Source organism: Rhizobium sp. AAP43, assembly GCF_001296045.1.
Lineage (GTDB): Bacteria > Pseudomonadota > Alphaproteobacteria > Rhizobiales > Rhizobiaceae > Allorhizobium.
The window spans coordinates 32,332-56,313 of record NZ_LJHS01000055.1; the positions used below are offsets into that span (position 1 = coordinate 32,332).

At 56.6% G+C, this 23,982-nt stretch carries 17 protein-coding genes and 3 pseudogenes; 15 read left to right on the forward strand and 5 right to left on the reverse strand.

Features of this window, described 5'->3' with window-relative positions:
• Positions 1-493: 493 nt before the first annotated feature.
• On the forward strand, positions 494-1,600 hold the full coding sequence (locus tag IP76_RS20615; protein WP_054160121.1) for an ImmA/IrrE family metallo-endopeptidase: 1,107 nt from the start codon (positions 494-496) through the stop codon (positions 1,598-1,600).
• On the opposite strand, the gene IP76_RS20620 is transcribed toward IP76_RS20615, so the two are convergent.
• Genes IP76_RS20620 through IP76_RS20630 form a run of 3 tightly spaced genes read right to left on the reverse strand, consistent with a single transcriptional unit; the run spans position 1,590 to position 4,146 of the window.
• A complete protein-coding gene (locus tag IP76_RS20620) occupies positions 1,590-2,525 on the reverse strand; it encodes a hypothetical protein (protein WP_054160122.1) in 936 nt (311 codons plus the stop codon). The genes IP76_RS20615 and IP76_RS20620 overlap by 11 nt on opposite strands.
• A 1-nt stretch (position 2,526) precedes the next feature.
• Positions 2,527-3,549, reverse strand: coding sequence for a thymidylate synthase (locus IP76_RS20625; protein ID WP_054160123.1), 1,023 nt, complete (start codon positions 3,547-3,549; stop codon positions 2,527-2,529).
• A gap of 48 nt (positions 3,550-3,597) precedes the next feature.
• Complete coding sequence (locus IP76_RS20630) at positions 3,598-4,146, reverse strand: hypothetical protein (protein ID WP_054160124.1); 549 nt, start codon at positions 4,144-4,146, stop codon at positions 3,598-3,600.
• A gap of 136 nt (positions 4,147-4,282) precedes the next feature.
• Here IP76_RS20630 and IP76_RS20640 point away from each other — a divergent pair.
• The 11 genes and pseudogenes from IP76_RS20640 (at position 4,283) to IP76_RS20690 (ending at position 21,177) form a co-directional block, all read left to right on the forward strand.
• Positions 4,283-5,422: pseudogene (locus tag IP76_RS20640) on the forward strand (IS3 family transposase).
• 1,246 nt (positions 5,423-6,668) lie between these two features.
• A complete protein-coding gene (locus IP76_RS20645) occupies positions 6,669-8,003 on the forward strand; it encodes a hypothetical protein (RefSeq protein WP_054160126.1) in 1,335 nt (444 codons plus the stop codon).
• 10 nt (positions 8,004-8,013) lie between these two features.
• Entirely contained in the window at positions 8,014-9,723 is a 1,710-nt protein-coding gene (locus tag IP76_RS20650) for a type I secretion system permease/ATPase (RefSeq protein WP_054160127.1), read from the forward strand.
• Positions 9,720-11,021 (forward strand): HlyD family type I secretion periplasmic adaptor subunit, encoded by a 1,302-nt coding sequence (locus IP76_RS20655; protein ID WP_245281526.1) that lies wholly within the window; start codon positions 9,720-9,722, stop codon positions 11,019-11,021. The genes IP76_RS20650 and IP76_RS20655 overlap by 4 nt, the downstream gene beginning before the upstream one ends.
• Positions 11,022-11,512: 491 nt before the next feature.
• Positions 11,513-12,475, forward strand: a complete 963-nt coding sequence (locus IP76_RS20660; RefSeq protein WP_054160128.1) for a tripartite tricarboxylate transporter substrate binding protein — start codon at positions 11,513-11,515, stop codon at positions 12,473-12,475.
• 52 nt (positions 12,476-12,527) lie between these two features.
• A complete protein-coding gene (locus IP76_RS20665) occupies positions 12,528-13,001 on the forward strand; it encodes a tripartite tricarboxylate transporter TctB family protein (RefSeq protein ID WP_054160129.1) in 474 nt (157 codons plus the stop codon).
• An 8-nt stretch (positions 13,002-13,009) separates the two neighbouring features.
• Positions 13,010-14,509: a tripartite tricarboxylate transporter permease gene (locus tag IP76_RS20670; protein ID WP_054160130.1), complete on the forward strand. Its 1,500-nt coding sequence runs from the start codon at positions 13,010-13,012 to the stop codon at positions 14,507-14,509.
• A gap of 87 nt (positions 14,510-14,596) precedes the next feature.
• A complete protein-coding gene (locus tag IP76_RS20675) occupies positions 14,597-15,481 on the forward strand; it encodes a GntR family transcriptional regulator (RefSeq protein WP_054160131.1) in 885 nt (294 codons plus the stop codon).
• Between the two features lie 162 nt (positions 15,482-15,643).
• Positions 15,644-18,250, forward strand: coding sequence for an aconitate hydratase AcnA (gene acnA / locus IP76_RS20680; protein ID WP_054160132.1), 2,607 nt, complete (start codon positions 15,644-15,646; stop codon positions 18,248-18,250).
• Positions 18,251-18,276: 26 nt separating this feature from the next.
• Positions 18,277-19,020 carry a transporter substrate-binding domain-containing protein gene (locus tag IP76_RS20685; protein ID WP_054160133.1) on the forward strand — a complete coding sequence of 248 codons (744 nt, stop codon included), beginning with the start codon at positions 18,277-18,279 and terminating at the stop codon, positions 19,018-19,020.
• Positions 19,021-19,266: 246 nt separating this feature from the next.
• Positions 19,267-21,177: a methyl-accepting chemotaxis protein gene (locus IP76_RS20690; RefSeq protein WP_054160134.1), complete on the forward strand. Its 1,911-nt coding sequence runs from the start codon at positions 19,267-19,269 to the stop codon at positions 21,175-21,177.
• 337 nt (positions 21,178-21,514) lie between these two features.
• Here the strand turns inward: IP76_RS20690 and IP76_RS23730 are convergent, their stop codons facing one another.
• Positions 21,515-21,739, reverse strand: coding sequence for a Rid family hydrolase (locus IP76_RS23730; RefSeq protein ID WP_156318678.1), 225 nt, complete (start codon positions 21,737-21,739; stop codon positions 21,515-21,517).
• 23 nt (positions 21,740-21,762) lie between these two features.
• On the opposite strand from IP76_RS23730, the pseudogene IP76_RS20695 reads away from it, so the two are divergent.
• Together IP76_RS20695 and IP76_RS23665 are read left to right on the forward strand one after the other, a co-directional pair.
• Positions 21,763-22,359, forward strand: a pseudogene (locus IP76_RS20695) (IS3 family transposase); the annotation flags it as partial.
• Positions 22,325-22,552 (forward strand): EAL domain-containing protein, encoded by a 228-nt coding sequence (locus IP76_RS23665; protein ID WP_082352652.1) that lies wholly within the window; start codon positions 22,325-22,327, stop codon positions 22,550-22,552. The pseudogene IP76_RS20695 and the gene IP76_RS23665, both read left to right, overlap by 35 nt.
• A gap of 34 nt (positions 22,553-22,586) precedes the next feature.
• Here IP76_RS23665 and IP76_RS20700 read toward each other — a convergent pair.
• Positions 22,587-23,674, reverse strand: a pseudogene (locus IP76_RS20700) (IS3 family transposase).
• Between the two features lie 101 nt (positions 23,675-23,775).
• On the opposite strand from IP76_RS20700, the gene IP76_RS23735 reads away from it, so the two are divergent.
• Entirely contained in the window at positions 23,776-23,949 is a 174-nt protein-coding gene (locus IP76_RS23735; protein ID WP_082352653.1) for an EAL domain-containing protein, read from the forward strand.
• Positions 23,950-23,982: the final 33 nt, after the last annotated feature.

Sequence of the window (23,982 nt, forward strand, 5' to 3'; positions counted from 1 at the left end):
GTTGGGGGTAACGTTGTAGCGCAGGAGAATAATACTGCATGATCTTCTATTGATGATACGATTTCGCCGGGTAATTTAACGTTTCATACAACTGATTCAGTCAAGACTGGTGTCGATGGGTTTTTCATTGATCAGTACCTTGAAGTTCGATCGCTCACGGCAGGCATTGATCATTGGAACTGCAATTCTCATCCACTGCCATAAGCAATGTGACGCTAGACAAAGACGAGGCTCTCAGACTATTGGGAGCCAGCCTGACAGCGAGTTATCATGCATTGGTTGCGGATATCAGAGAAGCTCTCTTTTTGGGCGAATTGCCTGATGTCCCGATAGTCTCGCGCCAGCAAGAGAATGTATGTTTATCGTATCGCATCGAAGGCGACACGTTTTTGGAAGTTGAACCGATCGGCAAGTCAATCGTTCGTCAGAGTGAATGGCAAAAAGCTTATCGTGTTCGGTTGCGAAACATAAGTTCGGCCGGGAAGGTTTTGATATGAGTTTCGAGCCAAACTGGGCTTCTCCTCCAGGTGCCACAATCCAGCGATTGATGGTGACGCGGGAAATTGATGCAGACGATCTCGCTGACGGCCTCGGCCTTGATCGGCCTCTTCTCAGTCTGCTTCTCGAAGGGAACGCCCGGATAACACCGACGCTCGCCTCGGCGTTGGCAGATCAACTTGGGTCTACACCTAGATTTTGGCTTACACGCGACAAAACTTACTTGTCCGATCTAGCGCGCCTCTCGGCTGCTGCTGACACCGATGCTAACTGGGTCAAGGCCATGCCGGTGGCTTCGATGCGAAGGTATGGGTGGATTACCAGGAGCGCGAAGAAGGAAGAACTGCGCGAGGCACTGCTGTCATTTTTTGATTGCACGAGTCTTCCCGATTGGAATTCTCGTTATTCTGGCGGTATCGGCGCGGTTGCTTTTCGACGCTCGTTTGCATTTGAGGCCGATGAGATGGCGACGCTCGTCTGGTTACGGGCCGGAGAACGGCAAGCAGCTACCACTGATCTCCCATCGTTCAACCCAGAAGGATTCGTGAACATACTGCCTCGGCTTCGAAAGCTTTCGGTATTTAAGAAGCCGTCAATCTTTCTTCCTCGTCTGACTGAGGCTTGCCGCTCGGTTGGCGTAGCCGTAACCACTGCACGTGCACCGGACGGCTGCAGAGCGAGCGGCGCGACGTGGAAGCTGGCGAGCGGCAATCCGATTATTCATCTCAGCTTCCGTCATCGAGCTGAAGATCATTTCTGGTTCACCTTTTTCCACGAAGCCGGCCACGTGGTTATGCACGGCGACTCTCACCTTGATCTCGATGGCAGCGATCCGTCTCTCCATGGCTCGTCCAAGGAAGAGATGGAGGCGAACCTTTTCGCTCAGGATTACTTGCTCCCCAGAGAGGTGAGGAATGCGCTGATTGGTAAGCCAAATCCGCGAGCTATTTTGCGTGCCGCGAAAATGGTGGGGGTGTCGCCTGGGATAATCGTTGGTCAGCTTGAGAAAGCGAAGGCACTGGAACCTGGGAAGCTAAGCAGAATGAAGCACCGTTATCGGTGGGACGACAATCCTCACGTTCCAGAGCTAACTAGCCCTTGAAGTAGATGTAGTGATCTGGACTCTTCTGCCAGTTACAGAGGCTGTCTTCTAGGACCTGTTTGCCGACGCTAAGGTAAGCGTCCATCTCGTCGACTCGCTTCTGTAACGACGACGACGAAACGACGGCGGTCGTGCTGTTATGAAAAAGTAGCTTCGCTCCACCAAGAGGACCAGTGGCCCCGACAAGGTAGGTGCTGCCGGCATCAATGGGCGCAAGGTTCAACTTAGCTAACATCGTGAGAAAGTCGAAGTTGCCCAATCTTCCGAAGCCGAAAACTGGCTTGAGCGACCGGTAGAGCTGATCGAACACGTCGGTTGGGTTTTGCCCGTGCGTTTTATGTATGGCTTGTACTCTCGCGGTAAAACCGCCTTGCGCACATTGCCAAGCGTGAAACGAGCTGAAGACCGTGCTGATCGTTTTTGGGTTTTTGCTCTGGTACTGCCGATGATTTGAGAAGCGGCCAGATGCAACCTTATCCTTCAAGGCCGCTCCGTTCGCTACAAGCATGGCATCGAACTGCCCTGCCTGGGCCGAATACGTCGCGAAGTCCCATTTAGGACCATGCCCAAAAGAACCCATGACGTTCGACGCCAGCTTCCAGCCGTCCGTGACATGCTTGCCGAAGTGGGTCGCTACGAATGTTAGCCATACGGCCTCGTCTATTTGCCCCTTTCGGCCCAAGAGAGCGGCGCCCTTAAGAGGGTCGAACAACACATTGTTGGGGTCTAGCCGCTTCGGACTGATATTTTGATTGTTGAGGAGCCGTATGAATTCTATTCGCCGTAAACTCGATATCATCTGAGCGACCCACGTGCTTCGTCGTGCAGCGGTCGTCAATCCAGGGAGCTGACCTTTGTCTGCTTCATAGGCGGCTAGTGCTGCGAGAATGTCGGTTGTCCGATCAGCATGATGGCGCAAGGGCAAATCAGTGGTTCCTCAATATATCGAAAGCTGTATGCTCAGATCCGGCCCACCGATCAACGTGATCGACAACCAGAACTCGGTAGCACGGATGCAGCGCTGAGATCATTCCATCGTAATCAACGCCTTCCACTTTTCCCTTGATGATTGAATGGAGCTTTGGGATCATTGCAAGGTCATGCCAGTATTGCGGAAGAGTGCTTGATGGCTCAAAATCGACATTGCCAGCCCGATACTCGCGCTCACAATTCAAGAATTCTCGGATTGATGGCCACGGATCGCCCGCCGGCATTTTCGGCATTGCAATTTCTTCAAAGGTGCCCTCGTCGCAATACTGCTGCGCAAACGTCCTGGATGCCTTAAACTCGTTATCATCGTATAGGTGAAGACTGGCCACGGAGTGCTGATAAGTTCCAATTTCACATTGCAGCTCGGCCGCTGCGATTTCCTGAAGCATTGTGAAAGAAAAAATGTCGTGCGGTAGCCCAATCCAGGCGTCGTTCGACCGCATATGCACATGTAAGTTAAGTGCCGCCCCGCGGATCACAAAATGGAGCGTGCAGGTGCACGGGATGTCATTACTATCTCTCGCCGCGTCGTCGTTGGAGAATACCTGGATGACTGCGTTACGAGAGCCGGGTCGCTGGCGGAGAAGGTTTATCACGCGATCCCATTGGCTTGCGCCATGCGGTAGAAAGATCCGCTTTCCATATGCCCCATTGGCGGTGATGCCACCATCATCAGAAAATTTGGCGTATATTCTGCCAAGATAGTGCGAGATGAATGCGATTGTGTCGTCGCCGGCGAGATACCAAGCAAGTTCTCCTACCGCGCTGAACAGGATGGATCGGCCCATTGCTCGACTTAGGCGGGCCCTAGGGTCTGTTAGCTGCAGTAGTGCTCCAAAGACCTCAGTGCTGTCTCCCTTCTTTGAGTTTACGCGATTATTCTCGGGATGGTCTCCCAAGAGCTGACCGTAGGTCTTTCTAAGTAGCTTATCGATATGATTTTCTGATGCGTAAAACAACGCCAGTTTCCACCCAATGATCCGGAAGAAAATAGTAAAGGGCGAAGCTCAATACAACGCTGGGTTCGGAAATTTTCGCGTACAGGCGCACTTCCCCTTCATGAACGCCTCTCGATAACGGTCGGGTATCGTCTTGGTCGTCTCGAGTGCTGAATTGAGGTGATGGCATTGAAAGATCGCCATATTTGCTTGGAACCGATAGCGGTCCAGTAGTGCATTGGTGGTCGCTTTATTTTTCTCATCCATGCCGTCGACATATGGATAGATGAAATGCACGCCGAGGCCATTCGGATGGGACATTTCCGAGAGGAAGTCATAGTTCTTCATCGCGGATAATGTCTGTTCAGGCAGATCAGGTTCAGCTCCCTTCTTCCTTAGTGCTTCGAACAGCACGGTGGAAACGCGATACTTCTCATCAAGGTATCGAACATACTTTCCATCAACCTCCTCGAAATAACGCAAGGCATCGTTGACGTGGACAGGCTTAATACCTGTTTGCTTGGAGCCTTCCCAGAATGAGGTGAAGCGCTTTTCCAAGTTCTCCAATTTGCCGTGTGCAATTAGCCGATCCATTTCGGATATGAAGAAGCTGCCCATGGCGATGGTCTCGATTAAAGCTCGTCCAACGATCGTTGCTGGAACGATGTGAAGAGCTGGCTCGGGAAATCTGCACAGTGGGGATAAGTGGAATTTCTGCCTGACTTCGGCTTAGATGCCGGGAACAGGAGATACCATGACGAGACGACCGCGCCGGAACCACAGCCCGGCTTTTAAGGCGAAGGTGGCACTTGCCGCCATCCGAGGTGAACAGACGCTGGTGGAATTATCCCAGCAGTTCGATGTGCACGCCAACCAGATCAAACAGTGGAAAGATCAGCTCCTAGAGGGGGCGACGGGCGTTTTCGGCGATGAAGCCAAGGCTGAACCGGCAGGCCCGACCGTGGACGTCAAAACGCTGCATGCTAAGATCGGCGAACTGACACTGGAGAATGATTTTTTATCCGGTGCGCTCGGCAACGCGGGATTGCTGGGCGGAAAGAAATGATCGACCGCGAGCACAAACTCTCCGTCGTACGCCAGGCGAAGCTTCTCGGCTTCAGCCGTGGCAGCGTCTATTATCTGCCTCGTCCAGTATCCGACGGCGATCTGACCTTGATGCGGCGGATCGACGAACTGCACCTCGACTACCCCGTTTGCCGGAAGTCGGATGTTGCAAGGGCTCTTGAGAGGAGAAGGGTTGGAGACCGGGCGGCTGCACGTCGCCACGCTGATGAAGAAGATGGGCATCGAGGCGATCTACCGTCGCCCGAACACCTCCAAACCAGCGCCGGGTCACAAAATCTATCCCTACCTCTTGCGCAAGTTGGCGGTCACTCGACCCAACCAGGTCTGGGCCATGGACATCAGCTACATCCCCATGGCGCGGGGCTTTGTCTATCTCTGCGCCGTCGTCGATTGGTTCAGTCGCCGCGTGCTCTCATGGCGGCTGTCGATCACGATGGAAGCGGCCTTCTGTATCGAAGCAGTCGAGGAAGCTCTGGCCCGTTATGGCAAACCCGACATCTTCAATACGGACCAGGGATCGCAGTTTACCTCTGTCGACTTCACGGCGGTGCTGAAGAAGGTGGAAATCGCCATCTCGATGGATGGCAAGGGTGCGTGGCGCGACAACGTCTTCGTCGAGCGGCTCTGGCGGTCGATCAAATACGAGGAGGTCTATCTCCACGCCTACAAAACAGTGTCCGAGGCCCGCGCTGGCATCGGTAGATATCTAAGCTTCTACAACAGTCGACGCCCTCATTCATCCCTTGACCGGCAGACGCCGGATCAGGCCTACTTCAACGCGCTGACACCAATTATGGTGGCGGCATAATCGGGGCGGAAATCCACTTAGCGACACGCCAGAAACTGTTCAAACGAACCGAGCCACCTCTATTCGATGCGCCGTATCGCGCAGTTTTCGGCGGCGTGAGCAGAATTCCTTGAAGGGCGACTCAACCCCGAGGCTCTGCAGGCCATGGGCATGGCGGCGCCTACACCGCGCTATGGCGGTGGGGCGAATGCAGAGTATCTTGCCGAACAACAGCGCACGGGGCATCCAACCCATCAGTGAAAATAAATACGCAAGCCATTGAGATGGCATCTTATGCGGCGGTCGGTAGGTACAATGCCTCTAACGCACATATAGCTGCTGGATGCTTAGGTATCCGAATGAGACTCGATCAAGTTAGGTAGATTGCACGTCGCGTCCCACGCCGGACGTTGCCCATGGCAGGCCTTCGTATTAAGCGATGCGCTGAAAAACTGGTTGCCGTCCGCTGACTTGCTTGTCCTAAAATAGGGCGAAACCTCCCACTGCGTAAACGTGGCAGATACTCACCGGAGAGGCATCTGCATGAACGCTATTTGCTGCTTGACAAGGTGCGTGAGCCGCATCAGATTGCACCAATGAATTGTGCTGCGGTAAACAGCTCGCGTTAGCCGTTCTAGTTATCCCGTTCGTGTTCAAGCTTCACTGAGCTTCCCCAGGCGCTTAAAGAAAGCAATACGCACCTCGGATACTGAGATTGGAAGTTTTTCGTTTGGTGCCGTGTATCTCGTCTCAAACTTGCAAGCATTTGTTCATGGAAATTTCGCAAATGAACATTCGGGATGCCCAATCCAATATCATGTAACCGGAGAGTGGAATTGTTTTGGCGGATATTATTATGTTTATCTATTCTGCTTAACGCCGTTACATCTGTATTTTTCATTTCAGTTGGTTATCCTAGAACAAATGTTCCATTTATGTCATGTAGCGATGCTGGAAATGAAATACGGAATAAGATCGCTGCCCAGAAATTTGCGGAAATGAATAAGTATTCATTTGTGATGCTGAACTCATTCTTAACATCCAGCGGATTTGGAATATCGAGCGTCCTCGCCACTGGGTCAGATATCACATTTTCTTACACGACGGATGTCAGGTACAAGATACGTTGCTTGAAATTATTTCCGATTGATAGCTCTATTGTGCGCGTCAATATTAATGCATCGGACTTGCAGCGTGTGGTTCGAGTACTGTAGTAAAACCAAATAGTTACAAGATATGTATAGATAGCGCTTCAGAGGATAAGACTATGGCGAGGCTTTATATTGAGTCAAAAGCTGTGCAGCAGATGACGGTGTGGGATCATCTCTACATCGTTTATGAGGACGATTTCGGTCAGGAGTTTGTTCTGAGAGCTGGCCCTACTAGCGATAGTCCCCTGGATTGGGGCAGCATGGAGGTGGAAATCGGTGTCCCAATGGCTCTGTCAGAAGACGCCCGGCCGATAGAAGATAGGGCGCTGCACGGCAATGCGCTGCTTGATCTTGCGGGGAGAGATGCGACAGCCGTATTCCAAACAATGATGCACCACGCAGGAAATATTGCACAGTCTTTGTTGCCGTATTCCGCAGCAACTCAGAATTCTAATTCGTTCGTGGCTTCGTTGCTGCACGTTGTTGGAATTGATGTGGCCAATGTGGCACCTGATACAGGCGGGATAGACTGGACTCCAGCGTCGGGCAACATTTTGGACTCTATAGAGTTCAACGTGGTAGGAGGCTACGATGATTTTGAGGATCATGGAGATATTCTGCGCGGGGGCGCTCTCAATGATGCAATCTCTGGGCGTGCGGGTATCGATCAGATCGACGGCGGCGATGGTGATGACACATTGTACTCTGGATCCGTCGAAACGCCGGATTCCGATGCTGATTACCTAACTGGTGGAGGCGGAGTAGATAACTTCTACGTTGGTAATTCAGACTACGAAACGGGCCTTTTCCGCTATGATGTTGATTCTGGAGTGATGTACTTCAACTCGGAATCGAGAGGCCGGTACGACGTCATAGTGGATTTCGAGAGTTCGGATGCTATCCATGTTTCAGGATTTGGAGTCTGGGACTATACTGAGTTCTCGAGCATTACTATTGATGATGCCGGTTATGCCATCGACGGAAAGGATGTTTACGTTGCCAACGGCTCGGGACTGGAGTTATTTGCAGTTCGAGACAGCTATTTCGACGTAAATCTGGAGCGCGACATCGATGTTATGGTGTTCTGGTATCAGATTTCTTCAAGAATGTCCGGAATGGATGACGTCCTTATTGATGTAAATATTCCGCTTTTTGCCATCGATTACGGATCGCCGTGGTTTCAACAGTCTTCGAGTAGTAGCTTTTCAACAGCTGATGCAAGCGGTTCATCCGACTCCATAGTGTTCCAGCCCGAGCTAGTGGCGGAGGCCCCTTCAAATGGTTATGACCAATCAGACTTCAGCGAGTTGGATGGCTTAAGCGAATTCGGCGTGAGCCATATAACCGATTCCATCTACTTTGAGGATGGATTTTCTGGGATACAGGTTCACGATGGTTTGGAATCAACCCACCAACGCTTGGATGTCGATGAGTTCCGACTGGTAGCATGAACTCAACCCGATGAATCCGATTCATACGCTCGGGCGGCGGCCTCTGGTCGCCGCATCTCTCAACCGGGTCCGATCGGCGTTGCTCCCGATCGCTGCCATTAGCGCAGCGACAAATTTGCTGATGCTTACTGGCCCGTTGTTCATGATGCAGGTCTATGACCGTGTTCTGGCGAGCCGAAGCGTGCCGACGTTGGTGGCGCTGTCCGTGCTAGCGGTCTGTCTATATGTCTTCCTTGGCATTCTGGAACTTCTACGCTCTCGTATCCTGACACGCGTTGGACAGCGGATCGAGGAGGACCTCGGCGACGCGACCTTCCGCGCGGTGATGGTGTTGCCGCTCAGGATGTCTCGCAAGGAAGCGGTGTCACAGCCGATCCGGGACCTCGAGCAGATTCGGCAGTTCATGGGCGGACCTGGGCCGGTAGCCATCTGCGACATGCCCTGGCTTCCGCTTTATGTCGGCATCCTCTTCCTCTTCCACCCGCTTCTGGGCTGGCTTGCTATTGCCGGAGCGGTGATCCTGATGGCGCTCACGATCACCAGCGAGTTCCTCTTGCGTGATCCGATGCGGCGTATCGCGCAGTTTTCCGCGGCGCGTGCGGAATTCCTTGAGGCTGGGCGACGCAATGCCGAGGCCCTGCAGGCAATGGGCATGCGGGGTGCCTATACAGCTCGATGGCGTGGGGCGAATGCAGAGTATCTTGCCGAACAACAGCGCACGGGGGATGCGACCAGCAGCTTCTCAACCACGTCAAAGATCTTCCGACTGGCGCTCCAGTCTGCCGTTCTTGCACTCGGCGCCTGGCTTGCGATCAACGGGATGGCGTCTCCGGGCGCAATGATTGCAGCCTCGATCCTAACCGCACGGGCATTGGCCCCGATCGAACAGGCAATTGGCCAGTGGCGGGGCTTCGTCAATGCAAGGCAGGCGCGGGATCGACTGTACAAGCTTCTGGAGCAGTTCCGTGAGGATGTGCCGCGCATGTCGCTACCGAAACCAGGGGCTTCACTCACTGTTGCGGGCCTGACCGTCGTGGCGCCTGGTTCCAACACGCCTGTAATCCGCGACATCAGCTTCAGCGTTAATGGAGGGCAGGGTGTCGGCATCATCGGGCCTAGTGGTTCTGGCAAGTCTTCTCTGGCGCGGGCGCTAGTTGGCATCTGGCCGCCGGCGAGGGGCAGCGTGCGACTGGATGGTGCAGAACTTGACCAGTGGGATCCGGAGGCGCTTGGGTCTTCCATCGGTTATCTGCCCCAGGGCGTCGAACTGTTCGACGGTACTATTGCCGAAAACATCTGCCGCTTCTCTACCGACGCGACGCCGGACCACATCATCGAGGCGGCAAAGCTTGCCGGCGTGCATGCTCTGATCCTGTCGATGCCGGACGGTTACGACACCCGGATTGGCGCAAGTGGCGCGATTTTATCGGCCGGCCAGCGGCAGAGGGTCGGGCTTGCGCGTGCACTGTTTGGCAAGCCTTTCCTCATCGTGCTCGACGAGCCAAACGCCAGCCTTGATGCGGCGGGAGAGACAGCGCTGGCAAATGCCATGCTGGCTCTCCGGAAGCAGGGATCGATCGTCATTGTCATTGCGCATCGACCGAGCGCGCTGGCGGCGGTCGATCAGGTTCTGGTGGTTGCGCAAGGCGCCATGGTAACCTTCGGGCCGCGCGACGAGGTGCTGCGCAAGACGACCATGCGGGCGGTGGGCGAGAAATGACAAACAAGCATAGCATGACGCCAATCGCGCGGTCCATCCGGAATTATTCCCTTCTGGCCTTTGTGACCATGCTGATCCTGGTAATCGGCTTCGGCGGCTGGGCCGCAACGGCGAAGCTTTCAGGGGCAGTGATAGGTCACGGTGTCGTGGTGGTGGATGGCAATGTCAAAAAGATCCAGCACCGGGCAGGCGGCATTGTCGGCGAAATCCTCGTTCGCAACGGTGCTCGCGTCGCGTTGGGTGATCTCCTTATCCGGATGGATGACACGATCACGCGCGCCAACCTTGCGATTGTCACCAAGCAGATCGATCAACTGTCCGCCCGAAGACTGCGGCTTGTCGCCGAGCGTGATGGGCTTGCTGCCATGGCTATGTCCGACATCAGCGAAACGGAAGATGGTGGGAGTTATGTCCGAGCCGAGGAGGCGCTGTTTGCAGCGCGCCAGGAGGCGCTTCAGAGCCAGCAAAGTCAGCTACGACAGAGGATTGACCAGATCGGGCAGGAGACTGCTGGGCTCACCGTGCGGCTGAAGGCGAAGGAGCAGGAACTGTCCTGGGTCGAACAGGAGCTCGTGCGGGTGCGCAGCCTCAGCGGCCAGCAGCTCATCCAGTTCAATCGGCTTGCCGAGCTTGAGCGGCTGAAGGCACAGCTCGACGGTGAGCGAGGACAGCTGATCGCCGAAATAGCCCGGGCGGGCACGCGGGTCACCGAGACCGAGTTACAGATCCTCCAGTTGGACCAGGATCGCCGGACCGAGATCGTCACGGAGCTCCGTGATGTCGACAACAAGCTGGCCGAGCTCGAGGAGCAGCAGATCACGGCTGAGGATGAGTTGAAGCGAGTGGACATCCATTCACCCCAAGACGGGATCGTGCATGAGCTTGCCGTGCACACGATCGGTGGCGTGGTCGCTCCGGGCGAAACTGTAATGCAGATCGTGCCCAGCAATGACAGCCTCGTCGTAGAAGCCCGTATTCTACCGGGTGATATCGATCAGGTTCATCCGGGGCAGGATGCCGTTCTGCGCTTTTCTGCCTTTAACCAGCGCACGACGCCAGAGGTTTTTGGCAGGGTGGAAACGGTCACTGCCGATCTCGTGAGCAATCCACAGACCGGCGATGCCTGGTATTCGATTCGGACCCGAATCCCGGTCGAAGAGATGGCCAAGCTCGGGAACCTAACCCTGCTTTCAGGTATGCCGGTGGAGGTGTTCGTCAAGACAGGTGAAAGGACGGCATTGTCCTATCTGCTCAAGCCGTTGTCGGATCAGTTAGCAAGGGCGATGATTGAGGACTGAGGCGTCGGCGAAATGCTAATATTTCAGATACTTAATTGTTTGAGAAGCGCGCATTAGGTTCTATTCCTTTCAAGGCGCTTGGATTTTCTAAAACAAGCGGAGGCGCGGCCGCTTACCATCTCATTGCTGTTGATTGAATTTCATCTCGTCAAGATGGAGATCTGAGGCAGCAAATTTTCCAGACGTAGGGCTTTAAAAGAATAGGCTATTTGCAGTTTATCGTGACAAAGGACAACTCGAGTTTTTCTCTCAGGCAACGGACTATGAGAATGGCCACCCTTTTTGGCCTTTCTGCCTCATGCGATCGGGCGGCGAAGGACATCTCGATCACGAAACGCACATCTTTTGCGAGAAAAGCCCATTTTATCAGAAACGATGGCCGGCATCACTGGTAATCGTCGAAAGTTGCGTAAAAGCATTTTACTTTTGTAATCATTTAATGCAGTTTGAATCAGCTCGGAGGAGCTCGAAGATATGTGGAGGATTACATCATGCGAAAGCTGCTTAAATTATGTCTCGCTGCGACGATCGCCATCGCTAGTGCGTATTCACCGGTTCATGCACAGAGCCTTGAATTGACCATCACGGCGCCAGCAGGCGCTGGCGGCGGCTGGGATTCCGCTTCCCGCTCCCTGCAGGAAGTGATGATGGCCACCGGCGCCGCCAAGAGCGTGCAGGTCGTCAACGTTCCGGGCGCCGGCGGTACGGTCGGACTTGCCCAGTTTGTGGGATCTGCCAAGGGCAGCCCCAATCAGTTGCTCGTTGCTGGCATCACGCTCGTCGGTGCAAGCATTTCCAATGCCTCACCGGTTGATCTGACGCAGGTAACACCGGTGGCCCGCCTGACAGGTGACCCGCTGGTTATCGTCGTGCCAAAAGACTCGCCAATTAAGACGATGGCAGACCTGAAGGCGACTATTGCCAAGGATGTTGCCAAGACCATTTGGGTCGGCGGTTCCGCCGGCGGCGCAGATCATATCCTGGCAGCACTCGTGACCAAGGGCTCTGGCCAAGATCCCGCCAAGGTAAACTACGTGGCCTATTCCGGCGGCGGGGAAGCCCTCGCAGCCATGCTCGGCGGTCAGGCGACAGCCGGCGTTTCGGGTTATGGCGAATGGGAAGGCCAGATCAAATCCGGCGACCTTCGCGCGCTCGCAATTTCTTATCCCGAGCCTATCTCCGGTATTGAGGCTCAGCCTCTCAAGGCACAGGGTTTCGATATTGAACTGGTCAACTGGCGCGGTGTATTCGCCGGTCCCGGCGTTGAGGGCAAGGATCTCGATGCCATCAAGGCTGCGGTCGAAAAGACCGTAAAGTCCGACCGGTGGAAGGAAGTCCTGAAAGCCCGCGGCTGGACCGACTACTACGCGCCATCCGACGAGTTCAAGACGTTTATCGGTTCTGAAACAGAACGGGTCCGCGCCATCCTGACGTCCATCGGCCTTGCGAATTAATCCAATCTGAGAGCGGGAGGCGGCTTGTCGCTTCCCGCCGACGAGGACCATCATGACATCCAAGACATTGTCTGTCGCCAACCGGCCTGCCGCGGTGGTTGCGATCTTCCTGCTTGCCATTGCAGTGATTACATGCTGGGACGCAAGTCACATGAAAGTTCGTGCCAGTTACGGCATGAGTGCAAGTGCTGCATCCTATTTCGTGGCGATCCTGTTTGCCGCCTTGGCAATTGGACATCTCGTCAGCGCTTTCCGGCCACGCGATGTGGAGGCGGAAGTTACCGACTGGAAGGCCGTGAGCTGGATTGGCTTGGGGCTGGCCGGACTGATCGGCTCGATCTGGCTGGGTGGCGGTTTCATCCTTGGATCGACGCTGCTGTTTGCTCTGACCGCCCGTGCGTTTGGTAACAAGGCGATCATCAAGGATCTCTGTCTTGGTGCCATCATCGGTGTGATCATTTTCCTGATGTTCAACAAGCTGCTGACGCTTGCGCTGCCCCAGGGGCCGCTTGAACGACTGTTCTGAGGCTGCCCATGGATTCCCTGTTTTATCTTTTTCATGGTTTTGCGACCGCGATCGAGCCGGCGAACCTGATCTATGCCGCCGTAGGCGTCATTATCGGCACGGCCGTTGGCGTTCTGCCGGGCATCGGACCAGCGCTGACCGTCGCTTTGCTTCTGCCCGTTACCTTCAAGCTCGATCCGGGCGGTTCGATCATCATGTTCGCCGGCATCTATTATGGCGGCATGTATGGCGGATCGACGACGGCCATCCTGCTTAATACGCCGGGCGAAAGCGCATCGGTGGTGACGGCTCTCGAAGGCAACAAGATGGCGCGTTCCGGGCGAGGTGGACCTGCTTTGGCCACCGCCGCGATCGGATCCTTCGTTGCGGCGCTGATTGCCACGATCGGGCTGGCGTTTCTGGCCCCGATGCTGGTCAAGGTTGCCGTCAAATTTGGCCCATGGGACTACTTCGGGCTGATGCTGATCGCTTTCGTCACCGTGTCGGCGACATTCGGCTCTTCTCCGCTGCGGGGACTGACAAGTCTTGCTTTCGGCCTGTGGCTCGGTCTAATGGGCATCGATCAGCTGACGGGTCAGGCACGGCTGACGTTCGGGGTTCCGGAATTGCTTGATGGCGTGGAAGTCACGACGCTGGCTGTTGGCCTCTTTGCAATCGGCGAGGCGCTGATCGTCGCATCACGCCATCTCTACAAGCCGGAAAAGCCCATTCCCGTAAAGGGCTCAATCTGGATGTCGAAGGAAGACTGGAAGCGCTCCTGGAAGCCTTGGTTGCGCGGTACCGTGATCGGTTTCCCGATCGGTGCGCTGCCTGCCGGTGGCGCGGAAATTCCGACCTTCCTAAGCTACAATGTCGAGCGCAAGCTCTCCAAAAAGCCTGAGGAATTCGGGCATGGTGCAATCGAAGGCGTCGCAGGACCGGAAGCTGCCAACAACGCGTCTGCCGCCGGCACATTGGTGCCGCTGCTGACGCTTGGCCTTCCGACGTCTGCCACGGCCGCCGTGATGCTCGCCGGCTTCCAGCAATATAATATCCAGCCAGGTCCGCTGCTCTTCACCCAGCATGCCGATCTCGTCTGGGGGCTCGTCGCCAGCCTGTTCATTGCCAATGTCATGTTGCTGGTGCTGAACCTGCCTCTGGTCGGGCTCTGGGTGAGGTTGCTCAAGATCCCGCTGCCATGGCTCTATGCCGGCATCCTGGTCTTCGCCTCGATGGGAACGATCGCTGCAAACCCATCCGTGGTAGAACTGCTGCTGCTCACCGGCTTTGGCGTCATCGGCTTCTTCATGCGCAAGTTCGATTATCCGATCGCGCCTGCCGTGGTTGGGTTGATCCTCGGGCCACTGGCCGATAGCGCACTTCGCCGGTCCATGCAGATGAGCCTCGGCGATCCGATGATCCTGTTCCAGCACTGGAGCTCTGCGATCATGATCGGCATTGCCATGATCGCACTGGTTGCTCCGTTTATCTTCAAGGGCCTGTCCCGTTTCCAGCAGGATGAAGACTGAGAATTTCTGCGGCGGCTTCACTGGCCGCCGCTTTTTTCGCTTACGCGACGATGATAGAAGGCAGACGAATTCAACAGAGCGAGCCCCATGGCGCGAAACAGTCTGACGCCTCAAATTACCGAAAACATCATCGAATACGCCAAAACAAACGGCATGGGTGAGGGTGACCGCCTGCCGCTTCAGATGCTGGCGGATGCCTTTCGTGTTTCCAGGGCGCCAATCATGGGGGCGCTCAAGAGCCTTGAGGCGCAAGGCATAGTGCGCTCGGAACCCAACCGCGGTTTCTTCCTTGCCGTCGATGCGCAGGCCCTCGATGCCGCCAAACCCACCGGCCCCGGCGATGCGGAGGGCAATGAAGACGTTTATTTCCGGATGGCGGACGACCGCCTGTCTGGAGCGCTTCCGGACAAGGTGAGCGAAAACGAGTTGATGCGGATGTACGATCTTCCGCGTACGAGATTGCTCAAGATCCTGCACCGAATTGCCGACGAGGGCTGGATAGAGCGTCTTCCCGGTAACGGATGGGCATTCACACAGGCGCTCACCTCTCGCAAGAGTTACGAGGACGGATATGCATTCCGTGCCGTCATCGAACAGCAGGCGATGCTCCTGCCGACCTTCGAGCCGAATCAAGAAGGGTTCAAGCGTGCTCGCGAAACCCAGAGCAATCTCCGCGACGGTGGTTACGAAGCGTGGTCACGCGCCGAGATCTTCAAGGCCAATAACGAGTTTCATGAGATGCTCGTCGCTTGCTCGCAGAATGAATTTTTTCTCGATGCGATCCGACGCATCAATCGTCTGCGCCGCCTCATCGAATACCGCATCACGATAGATCGGACGCGCCTGCCGCGGCAAACCAACGAACACCTGCATATCCTCGACCTGATCGAGGATGGACGCAGGAACGAAGCCGCTGCGTTTCTTTACACGCATATCCTTGGCGCCGGACGCATCAAGACCCCGCAAGCCTGACGGCGCCGCCGCGTCTACGCCCGCGAGGCAAATATGCAGGGCAAAGTCAGGCACGTCCTTGCGAAGATTGCATTTTATAGTTATATAATGTCGAAATCGATACGGATGCCTTAGGCCTCCGTCCCTCACGATGACATGTATTGAACCGGGCAAGACACGCGGATGAAAATTGAAATCAATGACGTCTCTTACGAAGTCATAGACCTGCCTGCGGAGGCCGGCGAAAAGCTTGCGCGCATGCCGTATATTCACCGCATCCTGCTGGAAAATGTGATCCGGACCGGAGGCGATGATGCGGCCGGCGCGCGCAAGGCGATCCTCGATTGGGTTGATACGGGCGAAAGCGATGTCGAGATCCCATTCCTTCCCAATCGCGTCCTGATGCATGACACGACCTGTGGCCCGGCGCTGGTCGATATCGCCGGGATGCGTTCGGCCCTGGCGGAGGCTGGCGGCGACCCTTCGCTGCTCAATCCCGTCGTTCCCGTGGATGTTTCGACCGACCATTCCGTCGCCGTCGATGCGTTCGGAACATCTGCTGCCTTGGCCCGCAACATGGCGCGTGAGTACGACCGCAATTCCGAGCGCTACAGCTTCATGAAATGGGCGACCAACACGCTTTCGGATTTCCGCGCCCATCCGCCCGGTACCGGCATCATGCACACGCTCAATCTCGAGCGGCTGGCCACGATCGCAACGCCATACCGCCGCGAAGGACGCCTCTGGGCCGTGCCGGACACGCTGATCGGTACGGACAGCCACACGCCGATGATCAATGGCATCGGTGTGCTGGCTTGGGGGGTGGGCGGCCTAGAAGCGGAAAGCGTGTTTTTCGGCATGCCGGTGGCGCTGCGCGTCCCTGACGTTGTCGGTGTCAAGTTGACCGGCGCACTGCGCGAAGGCGTTCTTGCCACCGATCTCGCGCTCGTCATCACCCATCTGCTGCGAAAGATCGACCTGCAGGACAAGTTCGTCGAGTTTTACGGACCGGGCGTCTCCGCTCTGACAGCGGGAGAACGTGCGGTCGTTGCCAACATGACACCGGAGTTTGGCGCCAACAGCGGCTATTTTCCGATCGATAACAGATCGATCGACTACCTGCTGCAGACGGGCCGCAGCAAGGAGCACGCTCTCTTTGTAGAAGCCTATGCGAAACGCGTCGGGCTGTGGTTCGACCCGCAAGCCAATCCCCGTTATACGTCGATACTTGAACTCGACCTCGACAGTGTCGAGCCAAGCCTTGCCGGTCCCCGCCGCCCACAGGACAGGATTGCGGTCAGCGGCACCCGCGTGGCCATCAGTGATATGAAGACAGGTGCTGTTGCAGTCGAAGGCGAACCGAACGACGGGGCTGTGGCGATTGCGGCGATCACCAGTTGCACCAACACGTCCGATCCCGGCCTGCTCATCGCGGCAGGCCTGTTGGCAAGAAAGGCACGACAGTTCGGGTTGCGCCCGCCGCACTGGGTCAAGACGTCCACCGCGCCGGGTTCTCCAACGGCCGAACGCTATCTGGTCCGCGCCGGGTTGCTGGACGATCTCGAATCCGTCGGTTTCGGCATTGTCGGTTACGGCTGTACCACCTGCATCGGCAATTCCGGCCCGCTGACGGAGCCTGTCGCGAAAGCAATGGCTGAGCGCGGCATTCTGCCCGCGGCAGTGATCTCCGGAAACCGGAATTTCCCAGGTCGCATCCATCCGCAGCTCGAAGCCGGCTTTCTGGCATCACCGCCGCTGGTCGTCGCGTTCGCGCTGGCGGGCACCGTCGAGATCGACATCATGACCGACGTGATCGGTGCTGCTACGGATGGCACTTCGGTAACGCTTGCCATGCTCTGGCCGAGCGCTTCCGAGATTGACGAAGCGCTCACCCTGGCATCCAGCATTGCCGATTTCGCTCCGGCCTATGATGCGGCGGAGGCGAGCAAGGCGTGGAAGGACTTGTCTGCGCCCACGACCACATTGTTTCCGTGGGACGAGAATTCGACCTATATCCGCCGTCCGCCATTTGCGAGTTTCGGCAAGGGCACGCAGCTCGGCACCTATCAGGCGCATCCGATCCTCGTTCTCGGCGACGACATCACGACGGACCATATCTCGCCGGCAGGCGCGATCCCCGCCAAGGGCGATGCCGGCCGTCACCTGATCGAGCGCGGCGAGAACCCGACGGACCTCAACGTCTTCTCATCGCGCCGCGGCAACTGGGAAGTGATGATCCGCGGCCTGTTCACCAACAAGACGGTGCGCAACCTGCTGGGCGATGTTCCGCCCGGATCGACAATCCACTCCCCATCGGGTGCCGTGATGTCGCTCTGGGATGCGGCACAGAGATATCAGGATGAAAAGCGCTCGGTCGTCATCGTCGCCGGCGAGCGGTACGGCATGGGGTCTTCCCGTGACTGGGCGGCCAAGGGTGCGGCGCTGCTCAGCGTTCGCGCGGTGCTCGCCAAGAGTTTTGAGCGCATCCACCGCTGGAACCTGATCGGAATGGGCGTGCTGCCGCTTCGCCTGCCCGAGGGTTTTGGCCCCGATGAACTGGCATTGGTGCCCGGCGATCTCCTGACGGTCGTCGCCGAACCCGACACCATTTCGCCGCGCTGCCCCGTCGAGGTGCGGCTCGAGCGCAGGTCCGGCGAGACGCTGACTTTCTCGGCCAGCGCCGCCATCGAGACCAATGCGGAGGTAAACATTCTGCGCGCGGGAGGAATCCTGCCGATGATCCTCGCCAGATTGATGGCGGATGATCGCCGCAAGCGATCCGACGCCTGATCGAAGGCAGGAGGCTGGGAGAAGAAATGGCAAGTGGTGATATCGCCAGCGCGCGACAGGCGCTTGCGCCGTCGGGCACCCTGCGGGCAACAATCAATGTTGGAAACCCGGTGCTTGCACGGCGCGACGACACGGGTGCGGTAAGCGGCATTTCCGTCGATCTGGCACGTTTGCTTGCAGATGATCTGAAGGTGCCGTTGCAGCTCAGTGTATTCGAGACGGCCGGCAAAGCTGTGTCCGCGGTCGCGGCCGGCCTTGCCGATATCGGCTTTTTCGCCCGCGATCCCGATCGCGCCGGCCTGATCGCGTTCACCGAGCCTTATCTGTTGATCGAAGGATGTTATCTGGTGCGCGAGGGCTCCAGCCTGCAAAGCATTGCGGAAGTGGATGTGCCGGGACTTTGGCTGACGGTCGGTCGGGCGAGCGCCTATGATCTCTTTCTCTCGCGTGAAATCCGGCATGCCGTGATCGAGCGGGCACCGACATCCACGGTGGTCGTCGAGACTTTCTTGCACACAGAGGCGGATGTCGCAGCCGGCGTTCGCCAGCAGCTTGAAGCCGACGCTGCGCGGTTTGGTGGATTAAGGCTGCTGCCCGGCCGTTTCATGGTGATCGAGCAGGCCATGGGGGTGGCGCGCTCGCGTGGAAAATTTGCTGTGGACGTGCTTGCCGACTTCGTTGAGCGCATGACGGCAGAGGGCATAATTGCCAGCCTTCCAAAATCCTGCCAGGTCGCGGAAACGGCTGTTTCTCACGCTCCGAAGAGCTGAGTGAAGGTTTTAACCTTCTCTCACGCCCAAATCTCCGTGTGTGGCTACACGTAGAGCAGATTGCGCCGATCATTGATGATCTTGCTGCAATGGTGTGTAATTTGTATTTTATAATTACATACATCAATATTTAAACGAAGCTGTAATGGTTGCCTGGCTAGTCTCGTCTCTCTGCGTGGAATGATGTCCATGCTCGGCATATCTGCCACTCTCCAGGAGGGGGAGGACATGGGGGAGCTTTCATCAATGAATATCAGCAATCTTTCGATCCTGAAAAAGATCAGCCTTGTGGTCTTGTTGATGGGAGCTGCCGCCGGCGCCATCGCTGCGGTCGGCGCGCAAGGTCTCAACACGCTGGGCGCGTCGTTGCGTGACACCGGTGCGCGAGAGGAAGTCGCCCGCGAGGCCATGGATCTGCGCATCGACATCATTTCCATCCAGCGCATGAGCTACCAGCTGGCAATCGCACCCGAAAAAGCCGCCGACTTCGCCGCAGAGACTGACCGGCGCGTCGCCGAGATGCTGGGCAGGTTGCCGAAGATTGCTGCCACCGCAGATGCTACCGAGACGCAGATCCTCGGCAAGATCCGCAATGCACTGGACGCCTATTTTAACCAGATCCGCACGATGGTCTCTGTTGCCTCGACACCGGCCGGCCAGGATCTTCCCGCAATGAAGGCTGAACTGGCAAAGGTTCTGGAAACTCAGAAGCTAGTGACGGCCACGGTCAAGGAATACTCGACCTATTCGGCCAATACGCTCGCCGGGGCCCGCGAACACGCATTGTCCGCTTCCGGTTTCACAATGATGGTTTTGATGCTGACGGCTGCTTTCTGTATCATCGCCGGCGTGGCTGTTTCCTTTGTTCTCGCCAGACGCGGCATCGTCAATCCAATCCGCAGCTTAACCGCTATCATGACCGAAATGGCCGGTGGCAAGCTTGCCGGCCTGATCCCCGGTACAGCGCGCAAGGATGAGATCGGCGAGATGGCGCGTGCGCTGGAGGTCTTCCACGCCAATGAACAGCATATGCGCACGATGGAGGCCCAGGAGGCAGCCCTTCACGCGCAAAGTAAGGACCTGCAGTCGTCAATCAGCGGCATCGTTTCGGCGGCTGTTGCTGGCGATTTCTCCAGGCGCATCTCGAAATCCTACGACGATGCTGACCTCCAGAATTTTGCAGCAAGCATCAACGAGCTCGTCGCAAGCGTCGATCAGGGCGTAACCGAAGTCCGGCGTGTCATCGCATCGCTTTCAGAGGCCGATCTGAGCCAGGAGATGCACGGTGATTTCCAGGGGGCTTTTGCCGAGCTCCAGTCCAATGTCAATGCGACGATGGCGACCCTTCGCTCCACGATGCAAGGCATCCGCAATGCCGCAGGAACCATTACCGATAACTCCGGAGAGCTGTCTGCCTCGGCAAATCAGCTTGCACGGCGCACGGAACAACAGGCCGCAGCTCTGGAAGAGACAGCAGCGGCCCTTGATGAAATCACCACCACCGTCAAGACCTCGACAGCGCGCGCCGGCGAAGCAAGCCAAATGGTTCGCGAAACCAAGGCAAGCGCCGGCAAGTCGGGCGACATTGTCCGTAACGCGATTGATGCCATGGGCCGCATCGAACAGTCCTCGCAGAAGATCAGCCAGATCATCTCGGTGATCGACGAGATCGCATTCCAGACGAACCTGCTGGCCTTGAATGCCGGCGTCGAGGCGGCGCGCGCGGGTGAGGCCGGCCGCGGTTTCGCAGTCGTGGCGCAAGAAGTTCGTGAACTTGCCCAGCGTTCAGCCAACGCGGCCAAGGAGATCAAAACGCTTATCAATACCTCTGCAGAGGAGGTGAAGGGCGGCGTGACGCTGGTTCTGTCCACCGGGGAGTCGCTGAAGGAAATCGAGTCCTTGGTCAACCGCGTCAATGATCACGTGGTGTCGATTGCCAAGGCTGCGCAGGAACAGTCGCTGGCGCTGGGCGAAATTAACTCCTCCGTCAATCACATGGATCAGATGACCCAGCAGAATGCGGCGATGGTCGAGGAAACCACGGCGGCCAGCCAGGTTCTCGCAAGCGAGGCACGCCTGCTACAAGATAAACTTCAGCGTTTTCGTCTTGAGGCAAGCGCCGGGCAAGGCCGCCAATATTTTCGGGATGCAGCCTAAGGCGAGATTACCCTTCAATCATCGAAGAGGGGAGGTCCTGGCTCACCGGCCCCTCTTCGCTTTTGATTGTCGAGACCTTGGCTTCCCCCGCGGCGAGACGTTTAAGAAACAATGTTTCCAAGTTAGCTAGACATTCCACTGTTTTGCAGGCTCGGGTTGTTTAAAGCGCCCTCGCGGCCAGACCGGTGCATGGGAGTGATTTTCGCATCGAACCCACGGAAAGCGTATGCCGAAAAGGACCAATAAGGGGAGGTCGTTGAGAACCACCAAGCGGCAGACTGCAAGATCGCGGGGAGGTCCGTTTTGCCCCGCCAGGCGCGGAACTATGCCAGGTCGGTCACGCTTTTTCAGGCGAAACCGCGATGCACTTCAATTCCAGAAGGAGAGCGGGATGCGCCAGAGCGGTTACACCAATGGCTGTCCATGTCGACCGGGCTCTTGGCAAGAACCTGTCCCTGACGTCCTTGTAGAGCTGCAGATGATCCGCACTATCGACATGGTAGGTAGTTAGTTCGACGATGTCGTCGAAGGAACACCCTCCTTCGTGCAGTACAGTCTTCAGGTTCTGCCATGCGGCGACAAGCCCCTGTCAAAACCACGGTGGCCGACAAGACCGCGCCATGTCCGCTCGACCGGGTGAACCGGCAGTTTTTCGCGCCAGCGCCGAACAAGCTCTGGCTTTCAGATTTCACCTATGTGGCCCCTTGGCAGGGCTTCGTTTACGTCGCGTTCGTGATCGATGCCTTCGCTCGCCGCATCGTCGGTTGGCGGGCAAGCCGGACGGCCCATTCGGGCTTTGTGCTCGATGCCCTCGACCAGGCACTACATGATCGGCGGCCAGTCCATCGTGGCGGGCTGGTTCACCATTCCGACCGCGGCTCGCAATATGTGTCCATTCGCTATTCCGAACGGCTGGCGGAAGCGGGCATCGAGCCGTCTGTGGGGAGTGTTGGCGATTCTTATGACAACGCTCTCGCTGAAACGATCAACGGTCTTTACAAGGCCGTGCTTATCCATCGGCGAGGACCGTGGAGAAACTTCGAAGCCGTGGAGTTCGCCACGCTGCAATGGGTAGATTGGTTCAACAACCGCCGCCTTCTGGAGCCCATCGGCAACATACCGCCAGCCGAGGCCGAAGAACGATACTATGCCATGCTGGACGCGCCAGCCATGGCCGCATAACTTAAACCAAACGGTCTCCGGCAAAGCCGGGGCGGTTCATCTTGCCCTGAAAGCGGTAGGGTTCAAGATATCGATTGATGATTTCGGCACTGGTTTCTCCAATTTGGCGCAGCTGTCCAAGCTTCCCTATGATTGCTTGAAAATCGATCGCTCGCTGGTCAGAGATATTGCTTCAACCCATGAGACCCGGTAATCCCCCCATTTTTAACGGGGCTCCGCAGTAGAATTCACGCGGCCATTTTCAGTTTCTGCGCGGGCGTTATGCCGCCGATGCCCATATTGGGCCGTTCGTTGTTATAGGTCCATAGCCACTGCGTGGCGAATTCCTGCGCCTCCTCGATGCTTTCGATGATGTATTGGTCGAGCCATTCGTGTCGGACGGTGCGGTTGTAGCGCTCGACATAGGCATTCTGTTGCGGCTTTCCGGGCTGGATGTGGCTCAAAGCAATTCCTTGCGTTGCTGCCCATTCCATCAGTTTGCCACTGACATACTCAGGTCCATTATCCACACGAATGGCGAACGGTTTGCCGCGCCATTCGATGATCTGGTTCAGACTGCGGATGACGCGTTCAGCAGGCAGCGAAAAGTCCACCTCAATGCCCAGCCCCTCGCGGTTGAAGTCGTCCAGGACATTCAACAGCCGGAATTGCCTACCGTCTTCCAAACGATCAGCCATGAAATCCATGGACCAGACCAGGTTCGGCGCATCAGGCACAGTCAGAGCGTCGGGCTTGTCCCGCTTCAAACGCTTGCGTGGCTTGATCCTGAGGTTCAACTCCAGCTCACGATAGATGCGGTATACGCGCTTGTGGTTCCAGCGATGTCCTCGGACATTCCGCAGGTAAAGGAAGCACAGGCCAAAGCCCCAGGTCTTCTTCGCCCGCGTCAGTCCGATCAGGAGATCGGCGATCTGCTCGTTCTCGTCGTTCAGCTTGGCGCTGTAACGATAGCAGGTCTCGCTGACCTCGAAGGTGCGGCAGGCAAGCGCAATGCTCACCCCGTGCAACGCCACTGCTTTCCCGGCCATCTCTCGGCGTTGAGACGGCCGTGTTATTTTTTTCCCAAAGCCTCCTTCAGCAGTTCTGCCTGCATGCTCATCTCGGCATACATCTTCTTCAACCGACGGTTCTCATCCTCCAGAGCCTTCATCTGGCTGATCATCGACGCGTCCATGCCGCCGTATTTGGATCACCATTTGTAAAAGGACGCTGTGCTCATCCCATGTTCCCGGCATAGCTCGGGCACAGGGACCCCACCTTCTGCCTGGCGCAGGATGGCAAGGATTTGCGGTTCGCTGAATCTGCTCGTCTTCATCAAAATCTCCTCGATCATAAAGCCCGAGAAAATTCTACTTTTGAAGCCCGTTAATTTGCGGGGGGATTACCACCCAAATTGTGGTTTCGTCAATAATCGCGATGGCCCACGGCTTAGGGCATGTTGTCGTGGCAGAAGGGGTGGAAGACTATGATCAACTTGAGCACATCAAGCGGCTCGGTTGCGACAGTGTTCAGGGATTTCTGTTCAGCAAACCGCTCCCAATTGGGGAATTAGTTTCAGGGTTTTCGCTGCCCGTGAGCGCTGCATGCTAGATGGAAGAGGAGGGAGATAGCACTTCAAGGCGC